Below are 21,045 nucleotides of genomic sequence, written 5' to 3'. Positions count from 1 at the left end.
GCCCTGACTCTACTTCCCCCTAATTCCCTACGGGCTCCCCAAAAGATCTTTTAACGCCAAATTACCATCTATTTTGAAAAAGATATACCAGCCACCAAGTAATTGCGCATAAATTTACTTCTAGATTCCGGCTCTTCATTCTTTGGATGTCCTTGCTTCCCACACTAGAGAGACCGGGGCACTGCATGGTTGGTGGTTTGCCTATGTATTGAATGCAGGTTATCAATTTATTTAACACACAGCATTAAATGTAATCACCCACCTCCAATAGACTTAAAAAAATTAAAAATTCTTGAGGCCTCAAATGGGTCTTTAGCCATTTCACCTTTAGAGGTGAGCCACTCAACAGAATTTAAATTTATTGTTTTTTTATTTTCACCGATAGCCCTTACAAAGCTCTTGGTTGGTGCAATTCTTGCCCGAGAAAAATCACTATTCTTGACTGTGGTCCCCCTGAAGTTGGGCAAGACTAGCCTTGAAGAAGAAAAGTTACAATCTAATATAGTGGATTTAACTATTTTTGGCTCAATAAAATAACTGGATCTAAAGCTAGATAAATTCCACTTAACATGATCGAATTTGGCACTATTGCCATACAAGGACTCTAGGCCGCACGAAACAAATTCACACTTTTTAAAGCAGGCTTCGTGTACTCTGCTATTAAACATATTAACTCTAGAAAAGTTGCAGTTGATAAACGTGCAGTAACTCAAATTTAAATAACTTAAACTACAGCCTGAAAAGTTCCCCCCCACTATCTCCAGCCCTCTAAGATCAAAAATCTGATCGAAATCACGATCATTGACGCTGTATTTGTCTGGTAAATAGATATCAATAAGATATTCATCCAAAGATTTATCTGACTGTAGAGCTGATACTATCTGCGATGCTTTCTTGGCACCACTTTCTGTTTTCCACCTTGAAATAAATTCATTCATTCCTCTAAACCTTTCCCAAAGTTAGGGTTTTCAACCCATTCTTCGAGTTCCAACCTTCCTCGGGCATTTTCTTTAACCTTTGCTATAGCTTTAATATGCTCAGTTTTTACGTCAGCAAAAACAGCATTCTCTGACTCTGCTGTGAACCTATTCCCACCGAACCCTCCAAATGCATTCTCAACTCTTCCTTCTAGGAGTTCGTTAACGTTAAACATTGGAGCGCCCTCAATTTCAATAACTATCCCTCCTTCATCTGCCCAATCTATCGGTCCGCCATGTTCCGCCATAGGGCTCTTAATGAAAGGTGATGTACCTCTGAATGCGCTATCATCTCCACCATTAGCGTGATTTATAAGGTCATTATTATTACCTTTTGCCGGTAATCCATTTTCAAACAAATCATCAATAGACATGCCTTCAGGTATTCTCATGCCATGGAAACCTTTTCCATGCATTACAGTTGGTTCAAATGCCTTACCGTTGATAATTGCGACCGGTGTACCCTGATCAACTTGTTTGACCGTGTCCTTAGGGGGTTGAGATGTATTCCCGTTTTTTTCATTTTTTCCAGTAAATAGAGCTTTAATTTTACTAAAGAGGCTAGGCTTACTACTTCTCTCAAGATCTTGTTTAGGAGGACAATCTTTGGATGATAAACCTAAAGGGTCAGTCCAGATTAAAGGGTTAGGCACATATAGATAATTATTCGATCCTCCCAACAATCCAATTGGGTCCTGTTGAGTAAACTCTCCGACTTTTGGATCATAGTACCTAAACCGATTGTAGTGCAGCCCTGTCTCTTCATCGAAGTATTGCCCTTGGAAGCGAATCGGCTGCTCTATCTGGTTCTTATGCGCTAGGGCAACATTGCCATAGCTCTTATAGGCGACACTCCAAACTACTTCACCTTCCTGATCGGTAAGGGTATCCGGCGTACCCAGATGATCCAGGTGGTAGTGGTAAACCTGCTCTTTCTCTTGTCTGCCTTCTTTTAACGCAACCGGCTTGAAAGTACCGGGTTCAAAGTAGTAGGTCCGAGTATTCAGGTCCTGCCGAGTTTGGATATCAGCTTTATTTTCACGAAGCAGGACATCCCCATCCCAGAGGAAATTGGTGTATTCACTATTGGTGCTTTTACCAATACGACGGCCCAGCGGGTCGTACTGATAGTGGACCTCTTGTTGAAGCTGTTCTGCCCCATCTTCCTGTTTGAGCTTTTCTACCCGCACCAACTGTTGACGGCGGTTGTAGTGATAGCGGGTTTGCAGTTTTTGCCCTTTACCACGCAGTTCGGCGATGCGGTTGCCGTGGATATCGTAGCGGTAGTGGGTATCGCCACGGAAGGCTAAGCGATTGCCTTTGATCTGAGTGGCATTGGCTTGCTGTTTGGCTTCATCCTTTGAGTTGGCGGTAGCAAGAATATTGTGTGCAGGATCGTGCACAAAATATTCGGGGTTGGGGCCATCTACCTGAGTGAGACGATCCAGGGCGTCATAGTGGTAGCTACGAGTGCCACGCAGGCTATCCTCAATCTTAGCGATCTGACCGGCTTTGTTGTATTGATAGCCGCGCTCCAATATAGAGTTTGTATTTTGGGTTGGATCGGAGGCTGAGTTGCTGGCTTTGTTGAGACGCAACTTTTGCAGCCGCCCCTGAGGATCATAATCTCGCTGGCTTTCCAGCCCATTGCCGTGTTGGCGCTGACTCTCCCGACCATGTTCATCGTGATTAATACTGGTAATCAGCTGATCAGAGTTGCTGCCTGCCGGGCGGTGGTGCAGGCTTTGGAATTGACCGGCAGGGTTAAAGGCGAAGTTAAGCACTTCGCCATCGGGCAAGGTAGTGGCGATACGGTTGCCAGCGGCATCGTATTGATGGGTAAGCTTCTCTTTGCCCTGCCAGTCCGCAATGACACGGCCGTTGGCATCATACTCCCAGCGCAGCTTGCGGTGGCTATTTTCCGCTTCGATTAGCTGGCCGCTGCGGTTGTAGCGGAAATTGGTAATCCCATCTGGGGTTACTTCCTCCAGCATACGACCGAACGGGTCACGTTCAAAAATCGTATCGATACCCTTGCCGGTATCAGGATCAGTGACCGCTCTTGAGCCGATCAGATGGCCAGCACGGTTATAGGCGTAGCGGGTTACACGACCGTCGAAGCCCACTTCTTCAATCAGGCGTTCGTTGAGGTCGTATTTAAGCTGGTAGCGCTCGCCATTTTCATTGGTGAGCTCGATTAAGTTGCGCTCGCCGTCGTAGTGGTATTCCAGGCCGCTGCCATCTGGGTTGGTGCGCGCCTTAACTTGGCTAAGACCGTCGTAGGCATAGCAGGTAGTGCGGCCTTCGGAGTCAGTAATTTCGGCAAGCAATCCTTGGGCGTTGTAGCTGTACTGGGTGCGGGCACCATCTGGGGTAATAACCGCATGGATACGATCCTGGGTATCGTATTCGTAGCGGGTGACTTGGCCGGGGGCGTGCTGCACTTCTTGCAGGCGGCGGGCAATATCATAGCGATAGTGCTGGCTGCGGCCCATGGGGTCTTTGATCGCTGCCAGCCTGCCTTCCGGGTTCCACAGGTAGCGGGTGGCATTGCCCAGGGGGTCGGTAACGCTGCCGATCAGACCGACCGGGTTATAGCTGTAGCGGGTGCTGTTGCCGAGGGCGTCGGTGGTGGTGACGATCTGGCCGTTTTTGTTGTATTCGCGCTGCCAGGTGTTACCGGATGGGTCGGTGACTTTGCCTGGCAAGCCTTCGTTGTTGTATTCAATGCGGTGGCTATTGCCGGTGGCATCGGTCTTTTGGATTAGGCGGCCCTGATCGTCGTACTGATAGATCTCTTCACGCAGGCTGCCATCATCGCTGGGCAACTGGACCTTGGTTACCTGCCCCAGCTCGTTGTAGCTGTAGAGCGTCTCTGCGCCTTCGGGGTCGCGGTGATAAATCGGCAGGGCACGCTCATTAAAGCGGTAGCGTTCCTGCCCCCCACGGGTATCGGTCACCGTAACTCCGTGACCATCCTCATCCCAGGCAAATGCGTAGTTGTAGGTGGCCTGCCCATCAATGGGGTCGCCCCACTGGCGCACGCAGCGGGCCGAGGGACCTTCTCTATCCCATTCAAAGTAAAAGCAGTAGCCGGTTTTTAAGGTGCGCTTAGAGATTACATGTTGCTGGTATTCATAGTGCTCACTGTAGCCGTCTGCATCGGTAGCTTTTATCAGGTCGCCTTCGTCACTGTATTCATACTGAGCCAGTATTTTAATGCGGCCATCGCGGGTTTCTTTCTTTAACTCGCCCATGCGCAGGCTGTTGCGCTGTCCTTCCGGTGGGCTAATATGCAGGGCTTCACCAAGACTGCTCTCGATACAAATCAGGCGTTCGCCGACATAGTGGAACAGGTAGTAGTTACCGTAGCCATCGCGAATCTCGGAGAGTTTTAACGCACCGTTATCGCCTATCGGTTTGAAGTGTTTTTGCACACCATCTAGAGCACCATAAGGGGTTATTACCCAGTGCCCATCATTGATTCGAATGAGCGATAACTTTTCCACCGCATTGTGGCTTCGACCGCTATTGCCCGGTGTCGGTAAACTAATTACCCGACCCTCGGCATCGTAAAACTTTACAGTTTTATTACCTAGAACCAGGCGCTCGTTTAAGGTGTGCGCCCAGCCGTGGCCTAATCCAAAATCTTCACTATTACTGCTGCGATAAGAGCGGGTCAGGGTTAATGGCAGCGGGCCATCCAGCACCGCATCCACCAGGGATAAAAACTCCTCCCCGGTTTTTAAGTTGACAGGGTCGCCGCCGTGACAGGATTTTTTTGCACAGGGTACAACCTCACCTTTAGGTGTCTGCCCAGCTGCATTAGAGCTGTTGTCAGGCTCGTTAGTATTGTTCGCTTGACTATTCTGTGTGCTATTTGAATTACTGTTGGCGCTACTTTCAGAATTACTATTGTTTTGATTGCTGCTGGAACCACTAGAACTGCTAGAGCTTCCAGAGCTGGAACTACTCGAAGAGGGGCCACCAGAGCTTGCTGGTACCGCAGCCTCAGAGGAGCTAAAGTCCGAGAAGCTGGCGCTATCGCCCTTGGCACCGCTTTCCTTGGCGGCCAGCAGTCGCTGTTTTTTCAGCCTGGCTAAATCCAACATTAGCTCGCCAACCTTTTTAAAGGACTTCAGCAGGCGCGCATTTTTAACCATCGCCGCAGCCGCACCGACACCCCCGGTAACGGCGGCAAGAACAATGGTGAGGATAATCTCAAAGGCACCACCACCGGCCATTTCGGTCACTTCCAGGCTGTGCTGGGCTTTTACATAATCCTGGGCAAAGCGGAAAATAATATCGCGCAGAGCTGGGTCATCGTAAATAAGCTGGGTAACATCCAGAGCCAGATCCAGCTGCTGGCGGGTGATCGAAGATGGGTCAAAACCGAGAACATCCACGACTTCCTTTTGTAAGCCTGTGACGTATTCCTGTGTGGATGTTTCAAAGCTTTTTTCATTTAAGAAGTAGTTCGCTGTGGCAACTCCCAATCTATGGGATTGGCGCATGGGGTTGAGCATCTGCGCCACCTCAAGCACATCTTTACTCCATACCGCCAGGTCCCAGGCGGCATTACCTAAGCCTGTTGCCCCGCTTTCAATATAAGCGCCCACCTTTTCCAGAGGGGAACGCTTTTCGTGTTGCTGCTGGATCTGGGCCGCCTCGGCGCGCTCTTGGGTAATAATTTGCTGTAGCCCCAGACGGATTTTAACGATTAAGTCCGCCGGCTGGTTTTCCAGCGCTGCAGTAGCAGTCGATGCTTGTTCGATAATCAGGCGGTTCTGTACCAGGGCGCGGTAAATTTCTTGGGCATGGATGGATAAATAGCTCGGAGGCTCGGATGCCGGTCCTGAAAAAGGTGTGCCGGAGATGTTAGCTTGGAAACCGCTATTGAGTGGGAAGAAGTGAGTGTAAATCTTCTCAATGGCGGCATCGTCGAACATTGAAAGTAAATGGCTGGCATCGGCCTCATTTGGGAATGCAACTGGATCGCCCCCCACTGTCCTGACTTCGTACTGGATGCCTTGCTTATTTTCAACACGTAGCTGCATGATAATCCTTTAAACACTTACGCCTATCTGGACCTAGTGGGGACCTAATTCAGTTAATTCTCACCCGCGAACATTAGGGAACCCCCAAAGAACTCCGGTAAGCTTTCGCTTCCGTCTATTTTTCGAGCAAAATACCTTTAAGCTGAAGTCAACCAAACTTGAACTGGTGATTCCTCCGAACTTTGCCGGCGTCGATTAAAATCGAAATCGCAAGATCAGCCAATACCACGCCATTACACAACGAAGCCGCTGAGAAGAACATTCTCTATCCAAAAAAGGGAGCTTAAGGGCTACCGTGCTAGAAGAATACTAACGATTAGATTCTTATCTTCCTTTTCACTCTTAAGAAATTAAGAATCTAGGTGGCGCCGAACAAAACGTAGGGCTGAGATCTACTTCGCGAGGTTACCGCAAATTAGGTAAATACGGTAGATAGCAAGTGTTAAGCTGAGTACCGAAATTTTCGGGAGCAGAAATTAAAACTTCGATAACACAAAACCGAGCAAAAGTTATCGTCGATTAATTTTTAATAAAACAATAAAAATAGTACCTGTGTATTAAAAAAATATCCTGCAATACGAGCCCTATGAACAATTATTATTCATTTGTTTACCGTGATTGGATAATTTCTCTACAGCGAGTATCAATATTCCGTTATTGATAAAAGTTACTAATTAGATAGCTTTTGGCGGACTGCGAAATTGGATCTTTAAATTTGTGACATTCATCACAAGGATATCCCAGTTACAAGCAGGGTGAGCGGGGGAAATCAGCAGACTGGATTGCCTGGAACTGCAATTAAAGCGCGGTATGGGTTGAAGCAGGCCCAGTAACCTCATGATCAGGTGCCAGGGCCTTTTCTCAGGAAGTCTATTCGATCTCTTTGATCCTCATGGAGTTGGTATGCCCACCCATATTGAGGCGTTCCCCCTGGGTAATCAGTACCCGCTGCCCTTTCTGCAAATCGATTCTAGAGCTTAATACCTCGATAACCGCTTCGGTTAAATGTCCCAGGGGAACTGAAGCCGGATCAAAGCTCACTGTCTCTACTCCCCGTAACAGCATCAGCTGGCGAGCGATCTTAGGGTGCCGGGTTAGTGCATAGATCGGCAAGCGAGTATTTGCACGGGACATCATTCTCGGTGTGCGGCCAGACTCGGTCAGTGCGGCTACAGCACAGAGATTCTCCACGCGCGTTGCAACATCAATCGCTGCCTGGGCAATTACAGTATCGATTAAAGCTGAAGAACCGTGGTCCTCTGCAGTATAGGGAACACTGCCCAAATACTGTTCAGCGCCGATAATCACTTCACTCATAGATTCCACGGCGGCAACCGGGTAATCACCCGCTGCTGTTTCCGCCGACAACATAACTGCATCAGTACCGTCCAGCACCGCATTGGCAACATCCATCACTTCGGCACGGGTGGGAGTCGGGCTGGTAATCATCGACTCCATCATTTGTGTTGCAGTGATTACCGCGCGATTGAGAGCATTTGCGCGGTTGATCAGTTTTTTCTGCACCCCGACCAGAGCGGGATCACCGATCTCTACCCCTAGGTCACCTCGAGCTACCATAATCGCATCGGAAGCCAGGATTAGGCTGTCCATTTGCTCATCATCGGCAACTGCTTCGGCCCTTTCAACTTTGGCGACGATCGCTGCTTGGCTACCAGCCTCTGCCATGGCTTTGCGAGCAGTATCCAGGTCTTCCGCACAACGCGGGAAACTGACTGCGAGGAAATCCACTTCGAGATCTGCTGCCAGCTTGATATCCCGGTAGTCTTTTTCTGTCAGTGCCGGTGCAGACAGGCCCCCGCCCAACAAGTTGATGCCCTTGTTATTCGACAGCTTACCGCCTTGTAAAACTCGGCAATAGAGCTTGCTTGGCGTAGTGCCGGTTACTTCAAGGCGAATCTTGCCATCATCCAACAGCAGGATATTGCCGGACTGGCAGTCGCTGATCAGGCTTGGATAATCCACTCCAACGCGGTGTTCATCTCCCCCTTCAACCGGGCAATCCAGGTCGAGGGTAAATTCGTCATTGTTTTCCAGTTGTACACTGCCCTTGGCAAAACGGGCAATGCGGATTTTAGGGCCCTGCAAGTCCCCCAAAACCGCAACAATTTTTCCCTGCGCTTCGGCGGCGTTGCGCACTTCTGTAACGCGGCGTCGGTGATCCTCTGCCGATCCGTGAGAAAAGTTCAGACGTACAACGTTCACCCCAGCGCGAATCATTTCATCGATTACGCGAGGCTTGTCCGTACCCGGGCCTAAGGTTGCTACGATTTTTGTATGGCGAATCATAAGATCCCGTCATCTAATAATTTGAGAAGGAGGTTCAGAGGGCTATCAAACAGGAATTCTATGTCCATTTAATGGCCCTCAGTAATTGAATTACCAAAATATGGTAAATGAGGGGAATCAGGCGGATTCAGCAACAGGCTGGTTCAACTGAAGCGTTTCAGCCATCGCCAAACTGGTATCCAACATGCGGTGGGAGAAGCCCCACTCGTTGTCATACCAAGCCATGACCTTCACCAAGTTACCATTCACACGGGTGTGGTTGGCATCAAAGTGACTGGAGGCACTGGTGTGATTGAAGTCCACGGATACCAAGGGCTGATCGCAGTAGGTCAGTACACCGCCACTGGCCTTAGCAGCTTCCTGCATAATGCGGTTAACTTCTTCGGCGGTGGTGTCACGGCCGGAAATAAACTGACAGTCCACCAGAGACACATTACTTATCGGTACACGGACGGCCATACCATCGAGGCGACCTTTTAACTCAGGCAATACCAAACCTACCGCTGCAGCCGCACCTGTTTTGGTAGGGATCATATTATCCGCCGCCGCACGGGCACGATAAATATCTGCGTGCACTGCATCTTGGGTATTCTGGTCATTGGTGTAGGCATGCACGGTGGTCATAAAGCCGCGCTCAATACCCAATTCACGATGCAGTGCTTGAGCTACAGGTGCCAGACAATTGGTAGTGCAGGATGCATTGGATACCACACGGTGATCCGCAGTGAGATTGCTGTCGTTTACACCGTAAACAACTGTGAGATCCGCATCTTTTGAGGGTGCAGAAATCAGCACTGCAGCGGCACCGGCTTCAATATGGGCAGAAGCGGAAGCGCGATCGGTAAAGCGGCCAGTACACTCCAGGACTAAATCCACACCCAATTGCTTCCAAGGCAATTTGGAAGGGTCGCGCTCCTGGCAAACCTGAACTCGATCACCACCAATAACCAGAGCATCACCATCAACTTTGACGTCTGTACCAAAGCGACCGTGAATAGTATCGAAGCGAGTCAGGTGAGCATTAGAAGCTACCGGAGCGAGATCATTAATCGCGACCAATTGAACACGATCGCTGTAGCCTGATTCATAGATAGCTCGGGTGACATTTCTACCGATACGACCGTAACCATTAATGGCAATTTTAATTTTCATCTCGCTTTACCCTCTTTATATGCTTCTGGTTTTTCAAGTGGCACCCGCTTGCGAGTGCACCATACCGAGTGTGTGTTATTTCAATTCCGCAGCTTGTTTTGCCAGACGAGTAATCTCTGCCCAGTTCTTTTCACGAACCAGAGTGCTGCTCGCCATCCAGGAACCACCGACACAAACCACATTGTTCAGAGCCAGAAAGTCCGGGGCATTTTGAGGCCCTATACCACCGGTGGGACAAAAGCGAACGTCCTGTAGCGGACCGCCAATGGATTTCAACATTGGCACTCCCCCTGCCGCCTGGGCTGGGAAAAATTTCTGGTAGCGATAACCACGCTCGTAGAGGCGCATCACTTCTGAAACACTGGCAGCACCAGGCAGCAGCGGTACTTCACTGCCTTCAGCAACATCCAGTAAGCGGTCGGTTGCGCCGGGGCTCACCATAAAGCTGGCGCCGGCTTCGATAGAGCGACGCAGATCATCACCATTGAGCACCGTGCCAGTTCCCACATGGGCTTCCGGCAGGTGTTTTGCAATTTGTTCAACAACTTCCAGGGCTGCCTCAGTGCGCAGGGTTACCTCAAGTACTTTCAGGCCACCTTCAATCAAAGCGCCGGCAAGAGGGAGGGCATCTTCAACTTTATCTACAACCAGTACTGGGACAACGCCAGCTACCTGCAAAATCTCGGCGATATTTTTCTGCATCAGATAATTCCAAATCTTTCGTTAAGGCGCCCAGTAAACAGTGACTGGTTTCAGCCCCTGCTTAAGAATACTGCGCACCGGCATTTCTAACTCATCACTGCCGAGCAACGCCTCGCGATAAACTTTTAGCTTCTCTTCGCCAGTGATCAATAACTTGATATTGCGCGCTTGCAAAATTGCACTCAGGGTCAAAGTCATACGCTCGGTATTGGAGCCGGTAACTTCACTTTGATTAGCAGTAATTGCCTTGCACAACTTTTGTGATTCAGGATTTAGTGCATCCTGCAAGCCCTGTGCATGGGGGAATAGTGATGCGGTGTGGCCGTCACTGCCCATACCCAGCAGACAAACATCAAACGGTTTCTGTAACTCGCTATATGCGCGCTCACAGGCCTCTTCACCTTCAGCGGCTGTTGCATGTGAGTTTTTCATACCCAGGAAATTGGCTTCAGCGCCAAAGTTCTGTAAGAGCGACTTTTCAATGAAAGCTGCGTTACTACCGCTTTCGGTTTTTTCTACCCAGCGCTCATCAACGAGAGCAGCTGTAATTTGTGACCACGGAAGCGGGCGTTTGGATAGCTCGCGATAAACTGGTTCCGGCGTACTGCCGCCAGATACCAGGAAACTTGCGTGATTTTTTTCTTTAATACCTTTTTGCAGTTCGCAAGCACAATCGTGGGCTAGAGCCTGCACCAGGCGCTCGCGATCTTGGAAAAATTTTTCTTCAGCCATGGATTCTTCCATTTCTCTTAGTGGAAACCGGCGCGGTAAATTTAATAGCTGCGCCGGATTTCCAGATTATTACTGCGCGTTAAACCAATGACGATCACTGCGTGACAGCAGTTTTTCTGCCTCTTCTGGCCCCCAGCTACCTGCAGGATAGGGTTGCGGCTGATTAGCCGTTTCGCGCCAATGCTCAATAATTGGATCCACCCACGCCCAGGCAGCGGCAACTTCGTCACGGTGGATAAAAAGCGCGGGATTATTTGCTGCAGCATCCAACATCAGGCGCTTATAAGCGTCGCTGCGGAAACTGTCATAAGTATCAGAAAGGGTTAAATTCAATTCGGCCGGTTGCAACTCAGTGGTGAGACTGTCCATTTTTTTCGCCATCAAAACCAGCTTGATACTTTCTTCCGGCTGTAAGCGAATAACCAAGCGATTGGGAACAACCTTTCCGGCTGACTCATCGTATACATGATGAGAAACATTTTTGTACTGCACTACAATTTCGGCACAACGCTTCTCCATGCGCTTGCCGGTACGCAAGTAAAACGGCACCCCTGCCCAACGCCAACTATCGATATGTGCTCGAATGGCAACGAAGGTTTCGGTTGAACTAGTTCCACCGTCGAGTTCATCGAGGTAACCAGGAACATCATTGCCATTTATTTGACCAGCTATATACTGGCCACGCACAACGTTTTTATCGACCAAATTACCGGTAAGCGGGCGCAAAGCCTCAAGCACCTTAATTTTTTCTGCACGGATATTCTTCGCCGACATACTGTTGGGAGATTCCATGGCGATAAGGCACAGCAGTTGCAGCAGATGGTTTTGCACCATATCCCGCATAGCACCAGTTTCATCATAAAAACCCGCACGCCCTTCCAGGCCTACGGTTTCTGAAATACTAATCTGGATATGATCAATGGTTTTTGCATCCCAAAGATGCTCAAACAATACATTGCTAAAACGCAGTGCAAGAAGGTTTTGGACAGTTTCTTTACCCAGGTAGTGATCGATACGGAAGATACTATCTTCCGGGAAGTAACTGGCAATTTTACTGTTAATTTCATCAGAGGTTTGGGCGTTATAGCCCAGTGGCTTTTCCACTACGACTCTGGAATTTCCAGTAATCAGGCCTTTTACGGAGAGGTTTTCACAACAGGGGCCGAATACCGCGGGCGGTATTGCCAAATAGAAAATACGAACCCGCTCTGAGTCGGAACCGAGAATTTCTGCCAGGTGATCCCACTGGCTATCCGGTACGGCGATATCCAGTGCGATCGGACAAAGTAATTGGCTAAATTGGTCCCAGCTCGAAGCACTGTACTCACCCTCACGGAGATATTTTTGCAGTGCCTGGTGGGCTGTATCGATATATTGATCAACATCTGACTGGCGGCGACACACCGGAAGGATGCGACAGCCCTCAACCAAGCTGCCCTCTCTAAATGCTCGGTAAAGTGCCGGTAGTAACTTGCGCAGTGCAAGGTCTCCGCCTCCACCAAATAACACCATATCAAAAGGGTTAATCATAAATTTTGCTCTGAGATCGTTCTTGTCTCGGAGCCTGTTTGGCTCCGTAATAATCAATAAAGAATACTTGCACCGGTCTCTGCACCACTGGCAAGCCCGCGCATATTAGCGAATAGTTCACGGCCGGTACCACGGGCACTTTTAGACAGGTCACACTGGGCCGGTTGGCGGGCATTAAATTCAGCTTCATCTACCAGTACGCGTAAAACACCAGCCTCTGAGTCGAGTTCAATCATGTCACCCTCTTGTACCTTGGCAATCGCACCGCCCTCTACGGCTTCCGGTGACATATGAATGGCAGCTGGGACTTTCCCGGAAGCGCCGGACATACGCCCATCGGTGACTAATGCCACTTTAAAGCCACGGTCCTGTAGCACCCCCAACGTCGGTGTTAGCTTGTGCAGTTCCGGCATACCGTTGGCGCGAGGTCCCTGGAATCTCACTACAGCGACAAAGTCACGCTCTAGCTCACCGGCTTTGAATCGCTTGAGCAGGTCGTCCTGGTTATCTAGAACAATGGCCGGAGCCTTCACTTTGAGGTGCTCAGGTTTAACCGCAGAGACTTTGATTACACTGCGCCCAAGGTTTCCTTCGAGCAACTGCAAGCCACCATGCTGGGAGAAAGGGTCAGTGGCTGGACGAATGACCGTCGTATCACCGCTCTCTTCTGGAGTGGGTTTCCAAACCACTCCACCTGTATCACTGTTGAGGAAGGGGTCTTCACAGTAAGGTTCGAGACCGGAATTACCGAGTACTGTGTGCACATCATCGTGTAAAAGGCCAGCGGAGCGGAGTTCGCGAATCAGGAACTGCATACCGCCGGCTGCGGCAAAGTGGTTGATATCCGCAGTGCCGTTCGGGTACACATGACAAAGCAACGGCACCACTTCAGAGAGGTCTGCCATATCCTGCCAAGTCAACTGAATACCTGCTGCACGCGCCATCGCAATAAGGTGCAATGTGTGGTTTGTAGATCCGCCGGTAGCGAGCAATCCCACCACTCCGTTGACGAATGCTTTTTCGGTGAGAATTTTAGCTACCGAAGTATGCTGGCTCGGTTCAGTAATTTTTACCAATTGCGCCACAGCAGCTTCATTTAATGCCGAGCGCAAATCAGTACCGGGGTTTACGAAGGAACTGCCGGGCAATTGCAGCCCCATAATTTCTACCAACATCTGGTTACTGTTGGCAGTGCCGTAAAAGGTGCAAGTGCCGGCACTGTGGTAGGAAGCACTCTCGGCTTCCAATAGTTCAGAGCGCCCTACTTTACCTTCAGCATACAGCTGGCGAACCCGGACTTTTTCCGCATTGGACAGACCTGTGGGCATTGGACCCGCAGGTACAAAAATTGAAGGTAAGTGGCCAAAAGAGAGAGCACCAATAACCAGGCCGGGGACAATTTTGTCGCAGATACCCAGGAATATGGCTCCTTCGAAAACATCATGCGAAAGCGCGATTGCTGTGGACATGGCAATCACATCTCGCGAAAACAGGCTGAGTTCCATCCCTGCACGCCCTTGAGTCACCCCATCGCACATTGCCGGTACGCCACCGGCAACCTGAGCCGTTGCGCCATTGCGCGCAGCTGCCTCTTTCAATTGAGCAGGGTAGGCACCATAAGGCTGATGAGCGGACAACATATCGTTGTATGCGTTGACGATACCCAGGTTCGGCCCCCGCCCAGAGGCGATCAACTGCTTATCACCTTCCGGAGATGCAGCTATTGCGTGGGCCAAGTTTCCGCAAGACACATGTGCCGCTGCCCGCCCTTCAATATGCGCTTTCTCAACCTGCGCCAGATACTCTGCACGAGTTTCTTCGCTGCGCTTAATGATGCGTTCGGTAACGGTCTGAAGCTTGCTGTGAACCATGACTATTCCGTAATAACTCTGTTGAGGTGGTCTCTAGTTACAAAAACCACCAGGGTCACATTTCAGTGGCATCAGCCACCTGTGATTATCTTTCCGTGGAGCGCCTTTCGGCGGAATGGCTCCCACTGCAACCCTTTGGTTGTAGTGCCATCAATGTCCTATTGCCCAATCGTAAATCTGAAGCAGAAGGAACAAAGTTGCCTTTATCAGATCGCTGGAAACCCAATCATTCCAGCGGAAAACCTTTCAGCCCACGGCAAGACTGCTTATGGAGACTTATGGGAAATCCTGTTATCGGGTAGAAATCTCACTTCCGAACCTCTTCCCGCTCTTAGAGCTGAATGTTAGTGATCCAACAATGCCGGAACCTCCTCCCCACTGAGGTGGTAGAGACTTTGGACGCCCGGCTTGAGTAATTCACCCAATCTGTAGCCACTCAATCTTATTGATGCGCATTATGTAGTAAAACTACAAAAATTTTCAAGAGGCTTCAAATAGTGATTGAAGATGTTGACCAGGGGAGACAGGCATATAGGAGGCATTTGGCGTAAAAGCCATCATTTTCTTTAATACTGGGAAACTTAATGCCTTCATTCAGTCACAAAGTGAAAGATTGGCCTTACTTAGGTGTAGGATTTTTACAGACAAATGATAAGGTCTAGAAATCTCAACGCATTGGGATAAAAAACTACAAATTACCCACAAATTAAGAAAGGAAGCGCACTCCATAAACTAATTGCAGACTCATAACTGTTAAAATCCCACCTTCCAGCAATACTTACTTGTCGATGCCAGCAAGGCCAAGGCTCAGATAGAACTAGTTGATGCATGAAAGTCACAATTAACGATGTTGCCGAGCGCGCCGGCGTATCTATCAAAACAGTGTCCAGGGTGATCAATAATGAGCCCTCTGTACGCGCAGCCACTCGGCAAAAAGTGCTCGACGCAGTCAAAAGCCTGAACTACACACCCAATCTGGCCGCGCGGAATCTGGCGGGGACACATTCCTACTCCATCGCATTTATTTATGACAACCCTAATGCCTACTACGTTATCGATATGCAAAACGGCATATTGGAAGCCTGCAGAGCAAAAGGGTATGAACTACTTATCCATCCATGCAGTTCGAAATCTCCAGTTATCCACAGCGACCTAAATAAACTGGTCGAGCACGGCAAAGTAGCCGGATTGGTCCTGACCCCCCCTTTTTCAGAGTCACCTTCTTTTATCGATACGCTCCAATCCATGAATGTGGAATTTGTGCGAATTATTTCCTCCACCAGTACAGAGGAAGCAAAGGGAAAATCTATACAGATTGACGACCGCCAAGCCGCCTACAATATTACCCAGCACCTACTTTCACTCGGGCACAAACGTATCGCTTATCTAAGCGGAGGCGAGGAGCACCTTTCTACATTGGGGCGCCAAAATGGATACAGCCAGGCACTCAAAGATGCAGGAATAGCAGTAGACCGACATTTGATTGTTGAAGGGAAATATTCATTTGAATCGGGCGAGATTAATGCGAGAAAGATCCTCGACAGCGACAAACCTCCCTCAGCAATATTTGCCGCTAATGACGAAATCGCAGCGGGCGCTCTATTTGCTGCTCGTATGTTAAAGATTGATGTTCCCGGGCAAGTCTCTATCGCAGGATTTGAAGACAGCCCATTTTCTCGACAAACCTGGCCCAAACTTACAACCGCACACCAACCCAACCAGGAAATCGCCCGTTCGGCAGCAGAATTACTGCTTGAGAAAATTCAGTGTAAAAGTTCAAAAGAACTCAATGGTTCCGGGCAAGAGGGTGAAACATACCGTAGCTTCACCCCCGAGTTAATTATTCGACAATCCACTGGCCCCGCGCCCAAATAACCCCTTCAGCTTAAGAGAGACCTGGAAAGTTAATTTCGTCGATAAATTTCACGCCCCAGGCTCCAGGTCCTATTCACTTGCAGATCCTCACCTAATAAAACCATATCCGCTCGGGCCCCTTCAGTGATTACACCTGCCCCCAGACCAAGGAACTGCGCCGGATACAAACTTGCCATGCGCAGCGCTTCCGGCAATTCAATCCCACACCAGTCGCTGATATTTTTAACCGCGCCGATCATATCCAAGTGAGAACCCGCTAATTCTCCGGTACTGGAGGTCAGTTTATCCCCTTCTCGTGTAACCACTCGATTAAATAGGGGAAAACTGGTGGCATCACTGCCCACTAGCGACATTGCATCGGTTACCAGTAACAACTTACCGCGAGGTTTTGCTTTCAAAGCTAACGCCATAGCGCCGGTACTGACATGGTGGCCATCGGCAATTAATCCACACCAGGCATCATCCCGGATCAGGGCTGCCCCCACCATACCCGGCTCACGCGAATGAAGCGGGGACATTGCATTGTATAAGTGGGTAAATCCTGTCGCTCCAGCATCCAACGCAGCTTCAACAACTTCAGCACTCGCATTCGAATGGCCGAGACAAACATGAACCCCCAGGGAAACCAACTTTCGGATATCGGATACCGATACACACTCTGGCGCCAGAGTGACCAAGCGGATTCCCAGGTCTTCCCGGGCGTAGAGGGAGAGCTCCTCATGACTCAAAGAGCGGATAAACCCTCCTTCATGGGTACCCTTTTTGGCCTCACTTAAATGCGGCCCCTCAAAATGTACTCCAATCACACCCGGAACACCGCTGGACAAGGCCCCACTTACCGCATCGGCTGCCTGCTGCATCACTGGAAAGCTATCCGTAATCAAGGTGGGCAGGAAAGCACTGGTACCAAACTGACTATGGGCTTCGCTTATTTTCTGAAGCGCATTAACTGAGGGCTCCTGATTAAACAGTACACCACCTCCACCATTGACCTGGATATCAATAAAGCCCGGCACCAACAAACCCGGTAAGCGCTCAGCATCGGAACTCACTCCCCCACCCACTGCGGAAATCAGTCCACTATCTCCAATGGTGATAGCAACATCTGCAAGTATGCGCTCGCCATCAAATAGCTTTTCAGCAATCAGGATAACCCCCACTTCCCCCTCCCAAATATTATTTTCTGTTTTATTCAGACTGTCTGAGTAACTTTCTTTAAACCCGCCGGCTCATCGGGATTAATCCCCCGACTTACCGCCACGTGGGCCACATCGATATAAAAACGCTGCAACAGCGCCAGTGGAGCCACCCTCGGGTGAACCCCCTTACTCGGCACATGCAAATTAATCAGAGCCGCCCCACGCCGTCGAATTTCATCGATCTGCTGGCTGTGTGTGGGGAATGACTCATCCTCGATTGGAACATTCACCACTGTCAATTTCCCTTCCACCAGCGTAACGGGGCCATGCAAGAATTCCGCACTGGAATAGGACTCCGCATGGATATTGCAGACTTCTTTTAACTTCAGCGCCAGTTCCCGGGTAATCCCATAACCGGGACCCCGCCCCAAAACTACCAGATTTTGTACCGAGGCCAGGTTTTCCGGACGCAATTGAATTTCTGCCCGCACCGCAGATCTCAAAGTTTCCGGCAACTTTTCCAGAGCATTACAAAGAGCGGGATTCTGCGTCCAACTGGCGACCATCTGCAGTATCGCAGATAGGGTCGCTAGATAACTTTTTGTAGCTGCAACCGCTTTTTCCGGGCCAGCCTTTAGGGGAATTACCAAGTCAACCACATCTTTAATCGGCGCATCTTCATCGTTAAGCAAAGCGACTGTATAAGCCCCCTGCTCTCTCGCCATGCGGGCCTGGGTCAGAATATCTGGGCTTCTCCCAGACTGGGAAATGACGATAACCAGGGCCTCATCGAGCTTTAATTTGCGACCATAAACACTGGAGACCGACGGTGCGGCAGCAAAAGTAGGGGTACCAGTTTCAATCTCTATCAGATACTTGGCAAAGACGCCCGCATGATCAGAAGAACCCCTCCCCACAATCATCACAAAACGAGGAGGCTTCTGGCGCAGCCGCTCTCCCAGATGAGACATTATATTGGCATTGGAATGCAGCTGTTCAGCAATCCTATCCGGCGCCTCACGAGCCTCAGCCTCCATGACCGTGGTAACCATAATACTTCCTACCTGACTCACTCAAAATATGAACCCAGTTCTCACATTAATACCGAGCTCCATCAAACAGTCTATGCCCAGCAGTACTTCACCTCGGTTAATTGACGCCATTAATCGTCCTGCTTTGTTTTCAAACGCCCACTAGCTCGACAACCCGATACCCCATTACTGTCACAACAAAACTGGAATTGGGTATACCTTTTTAATCTATGCTTAAGGCACCCCTATCAGTCGCTGCCGATCATATCTACAGGAAGGATCAATGCCCCAAACCCCGGGCAGTTGCACCACACAAAAATGGCGTTTAATCATTCTCCTTGTAGTTGCGAGCTTACTGAGCAGCTGCTCCAGCATTCAATTCGCCTATAACAACATTGACTATTGGATTCGCTGGAAGCTTCGTGACTATGTCGACTTAAATTCCCAGCAAGAGCTGGAGTTTCAAGGGGCTCTAAACAGCTTCTTTCACTGGCACCGCCAAACACAGCTACCAAAATATGCCGATTTCCTGAGCCAACTGGCAGATAAAGTAGATCAAGGCCAACTTGAGAATCCTCAGCTGGCCCCAGTTGAAAAAGAGGTGTACCACTTCATCGAAAGCGCCAGTAACAACGCCTTCAACTTAATGCTTCCTATTGTGGCGCAGTTAACACCACAACAAATTGATCGCCTGCAACACAACCTGGCCAAAAAGCAGCAGAAAACACTGGAAAAATGGCAGCGCTCGCCGTGGAAAATACAACGACACCGCGATCGGCAAATTCGCCGGGAGAGCAGGCGATGGCTGGGAAGTTTAACCGAGCAACAAAAGCAGCTGATCGCAGCCTGGGTAAAGCAGGTAGAGTACAACCCTGTTTTACGTAACGAACAACATATGATTTGGCAGCAACATGCCATTGAGCTTCTCCGACAGAAGCCTGATGGATACAAACAACAGTTGCGCGGTCTATTGGAAAACCCAGACCAACTTTGGTCCGAAGAATATCGCAAGGCGCAAGAGCAGCGCAAAACCCAAGCTCGCGAACTGGGAGAACAAATTCTATCCAGTACCAGCCCCACACAACGTCGTCATCTAAGCAAAACTCTGCGCGACTATGCCCAGGACTTCCGCTCTCTAGCCAGCCAATAATCAGACGCCCAGATCCCAACACCACCGCCGAACTGATGAACGACATGAGAGCTCAAAAGCTAGCGTATCCAGGATAAATTCCACTCAATAGATTCAAGAGAAACTAATAATCATGTGTGATTTCCTGCTGACGAAAGCGACCTAAGGCTGATAAGCTCGCCAACTCACATTACCAGCCAGGGGAATTCAAGTGCATATCGAATCCGCCACACAGGAACAATTGATCGAGTGGGAAAAAGAATTAAGCGCTCACTACAACAAGATCTGTCAACACGAGTTAAGCCTGGATATCACACGTGGAAAGCCCTCGGCGGAGCAATTAAAACTTTCCGATAAACTTGATGGAATTCTCTCCGGTGACTATCGAGCGGCAGACGGTACCGACACTCGCAACTACGGTGGCTTAATCGGTCTGACCTGCGCAAGGGAGCTGGGAGCCGAAATGCTTCAAGTGCCGGTCAACGAAGTGATTGCCGGAGGCAACAGCTCTCTTACACTGATGTATCACGCCCTAGTCACCGGTTACCTGTTCGGCTTTGCGGGCACTACCCCCTGGCGCGAATTAAAAGCTCCCAAATTTCTCTGCCCTGTTCCCGGCTATGATCGCCATTTTACGATCTGTGAGCAGCTGGGTATCGAGATGATTAACGTGCCCATGGGAGAGCAGGGGCCCGACATGGAGCTTGTGGAAAAGCTCGTGCGTGAAGACGCAGAGATTGTTGGTATTTGGTGTGTGCCCAAGTTTTCAAATCCAACAGGAGCCACTTACAGCAAGGAAACTGTAGAAAGATTGGCGCAACTGGGACAATTTGCCGGCGCTAGCTTCCGGATATTTTGGGACAATGCCTATTCGGTGCACGACATTGGCAACTATGTAAATCTGCCAAATATTCGCACAGCAACCCTGGAAAATGATACTGCAGACTCCGTAATACAGTTTGCCTCAACTTCAAAAGTCACCCACGCTGGCGCAGGCGTTGCGTTTGTGAGCGCCAGCCAGGCAAATCTCGATTCCCTCAAAGGCCAAATGCAGGCAATGACCATTGGTCCTGACAAAGTCAACCAGTTGCGTCACTCGAGATTTTTTACCGAATACACCAGCCTGACAGAACACATGCATAAACATGCAGATATTCTTCGCCCGAAGTTCGAGTGTGTTCTGGAGCATTTACATAATGCCCTCACCGATGCAGATATGGGTACTTGGGAAAAACCTGAAGGGGGTTATTTTGTTTCCTTTAATACCCTTCCCGGTTGCGCAAAAGCAGTGGTTAAAATGGCTGCGGATGCCGGAGTAAAATTAACACCTGCCGGCGCTACCTTCCCTTATGGTGAGGACCCTGAGGACAGCAATATTCGTATTGCACCCAGTTTCCCACCGCTGGAAGAACTGGATACCGCAATGTCTGTTTTCGTCCTCTGTGTCAAACTGGTGAGTCTACGTAAAAAGCTTGGCAAAATTTAACCATCCAAAATGCCAGGTGAGATTTCCTGAATCTTCAAAAAAGGCAGCTTTACGCTG

At 49.5% G+C, this 21,045-nt stretch carries 13 protein-coding genes; 3 read left to right on the top strand and 10 right to left on the bottom strand.

Going from position 1 to position 21,045, the window contains the following annotated elements:
- Positions 1-254: 254 nt before the first annotated feature.
- From ACJJI6_RS21615 to edd, 8 genes are all read right to left on the bottom strand, one after another.
- Complete coding sequence (locus ACJJI6_RS21615) at positions 255-938, bottom strand: pentapeptide repeat-containing protein (RefSeq protein WP_475712017.1); 684 nt, start codon at positions 936-938, stop codon at positions 255-257.
- Positions 935-6,034 (bottom strand): RHS repeat-associated core domain-containing protein, encoded by a 5,100-nt coding sequence (locus ACJJI6_RS21610; RefSeq protein WP_475712016.1) that lies wholly within the window; start codon positions 6,032-6,034, stop codon positions 935-937. The genes ACJJI6_RS21615 and ACJJI6_RS21610 overlap by 4 nt, the downstream gene beginning before the upstream one ends.
- Positions 6,035-6,904: 870 nt before the next feature.
- Positions 6,905-8,341, bottom strand: coding sequence for a pyruvate kinase (gene pyk / locus ACJJI6_RS21605; protein ID WP_444907446.1), 1,437 nt, complete (start codon positions 8,339-8,341; stop codon positions 6,905-6,907).
- A 117-nt stretch (positions 8,342-8,458) separates the two neighbouring features.
- Entirely contained in the window at positions 8,459-9,493 is a 1,035-nt protein-coding gene (gene gap, locus ACJJI6_RS21600) for a type I glyceraldehyde-3-phosphate dehydrogenase (protein WP_444925751.1), read from the bottom strand.
- Positions 9,494-9,568: 75 nt separating this feature from the next.
- Complete coding sequence (gene eda, locus ACJJI6_RS21595; RefSeq protein WP_444907444.1) at positions 9,569-10,195, bottom strand: bifunctional 4-hydroxy-2-oxoglutarate aldolase/2-dehydro-3-deoxy-phosphogluconate aldolase; 627 nt, start codon at positions 10,193-10,195, stop codon at positions 9,569-9,571.
- A 21-nt stretch (positions 10,196-10,216) separates the two neighbouring features.
- Positions 10,217-10,927 (bottom strand): 6-phosphogluconolactonase, encoded by a 711-nt coding sequence (gene pgl, locus ACJJI6_RS21590; RefSeq protein WP_475712015.1) that lies wholly within the window; start codon positions 10,925-10,927, stop codon positions 10,217-10,219.
- A 69-nt stretch (positions 10,928-10,996) separates the two neighbouring features.
- Positions 10,997-12,457 carry a glucose-6-phosphate dehydrogenase gene (gene zwf, locus ACJJI6_RS21585; RefSeq protein ID WP_444911406.1) on the bottom strand — a complete coding sequence of 487 codons (1,461 nt, stop codon included), beginning with the start codon at positions 12,455-12,457 and terminating at the stop codon, positions 10,997-10,999.
- A 53-nt stretch (positions 12,458-12,510) separates the two neighbouring features.
- On the bottom strand, positions 12,511-14,328 hold the full coding sequence (edd, locus tag ACJJI6_RS21580) for a phosphogluconate dehydratase (protein ID WP_444925753.1): 1,818 nt from the start codon (positions 14,326-14,328) through the stop codon (positions 12,511-12,513).
- Positions 14,329-15,156: 828 nt separating this feature from the next.
- On the opposite strand from edd, the gene ACJJI6_RS21575 reads away from it, so the two are divergent.
- Positions 15,157-16,203: a LacI family DNA-binding transcriptional regulator gene (locus ACJJI6_RS21575; RefSeq protein WP_444925754.1), complete on the top strand. Its 1,047-nt coding sequence runs from the start codon at positions 15,157-15,159 to the stop codon at positions 16,201-16,203.
- Positions 16,204-16,232: 29 nt separating this feature from the next.
- Here the strand turns inward: ACJJI6_RS21575 and nagA are convergent, their stop codons facing one another.
- Both nagA and nagB-II read right to left on the bottom strand, forming a co-directional pair.
- Positions 16,233-17,363: an N-acetylglucosamine-6-phosphate deacetylase gene (nagA, locus tag ACJJI6_RS21570; RefSeq protein WP_475712014.1), complete on the bottom strand. Its 1,131-nt coding sequence runs from the start codon at positions 17,361-17,363 to the stop codon at positions 16,233-16,235.
- A gap of 32 nt (positions 17,364-17,395) precedes the next feature.
- On the bottom strand, positions 17,396-18,394 hold the full coding sequence (gene nagB-II / locus ACJJI6_RS21565) for a glucosamine-6-phosphate deaminase NagB-II (RefSeq protein ID WP_444925756.1): 999 nt from the start codon (positions 18,392-18,394) through the stop codon (positions 17,396-17,398).
- 262 nt (positions 18,395-18,656) lie between these two features.
- Here nagB-II and ACJJI6_RS21560 point away from each other — a divergent pair, with 262 nt between their 5' ends.
- Entirely contained in the window at positions 18,657-19,523 is an 867-nt protein-coding gene (locus ACJJI6_RS21560; protein ID WP_444925757.1) for a DUF6279 family lipoprotein, read from the top strand.
- A 190-nt stretch (positions 19,524-19,713) separates the two neighbouring features.
- Entirely contained in the window at positions 19,714-20,988 is a 1,275-nt protein-coding gene (locus ACJJI6_RS21555) for an aspartate aminotransferase type Ic (RefSeq protein ID WP_444925758.1), read from the top strand.
- Positions 20,989-21,045: the final 57 nt, after the last annotated feature.

It is taken from the genome of Microbulbifer maximicatervae (SeqCode) (assembly GCF_056232625.1).
This window is presented reverse-complemented; position numbering and strand designations above follow the sequence as displayed.

What these genes read in the sequence shown, in the direction of transcription:
- ACJJI6_RS21615 (WP_475712017.1), bottom strand. Translation starts at nt 938, where the DNA reads ATGAATGAATTTATTTCAAGGTGGAAAACAGAAAGTGGTGCCAAGAAA.
- ACJJI6_RS21610 (WP_475712016.1), bottom strand. Translation starts at nt 6,034, where the DNA reads ATGCAGCTACGTGTTGAAAATAAGCAAGGCATCCAGTACGAAGTCAGG.
- pyk (WP_444907446.1), bottom strand. Translation starts at nt 8,341, where the DNA reads ATGATTCGCCATACAAAAATCGTAGCAACCTTAGGCCCGGGTACGGAC.
- gap (WP_444925751.1), bottom strand. Translation starts at nt 9,493, where the DNA reads ATGAAAATTAAAATTGCCATTAATGGTTACGGTCGTATCGGTAGAAAT.
- eda (WP_444907444.1), bottom strand. Translation starts at nt 10,195, where the DNA reads ATGCAGAAAAATATCGCCGAGATTTTGCAGGTAGCTGGCGTTGTCCCA.
- pgl (WP_475712015.1), bottom strand. Translation starts at nt 10,927, where the DNA reads ATGGCTGAAGAAAAATTTTTCCAAGATCGCGAGCGCCTGGTGCAGGCT.
- zwf (WP_444911406.1), bottom strand. Translation starts at nt 12,457, where the DNA reads ATGATTAACCCTTTTGATATGGTGTTATTTGGTGGAGGCGGAGACCTT.
- edd (WP_444925753.1), bottom strand. Translation starts at nt 14,328, where the DNA reads ATGGTTCACAGCAAGCTTCAGACCGTTACCGAACGCATCATTAAGCGC.
- ACJJI6_RS21575 (WP_444925754.1), top strand. Translation starts at nt 15,157, where the DNA reads ATGAAAGTCACAATTAACGATGTTGCCGAGCGCGCCGGCGTATCTATC.
- nagB-II (WP_444925756.1), bottom strand. Translation starts at nt 18,394, where the DNA reads ATGGTTACCACGGTCATGGAGGCTGAGGCTCGTGAGGCGCCGGATAGG.
- ACJJI6_RS21560 (WP_444925757.1), top strand. Translation starts at nt 18,657, where the DNA reads ATGCCCCAAACCCCGGGCAGTTGCACCACACAAAAATGGCGTTTAATC.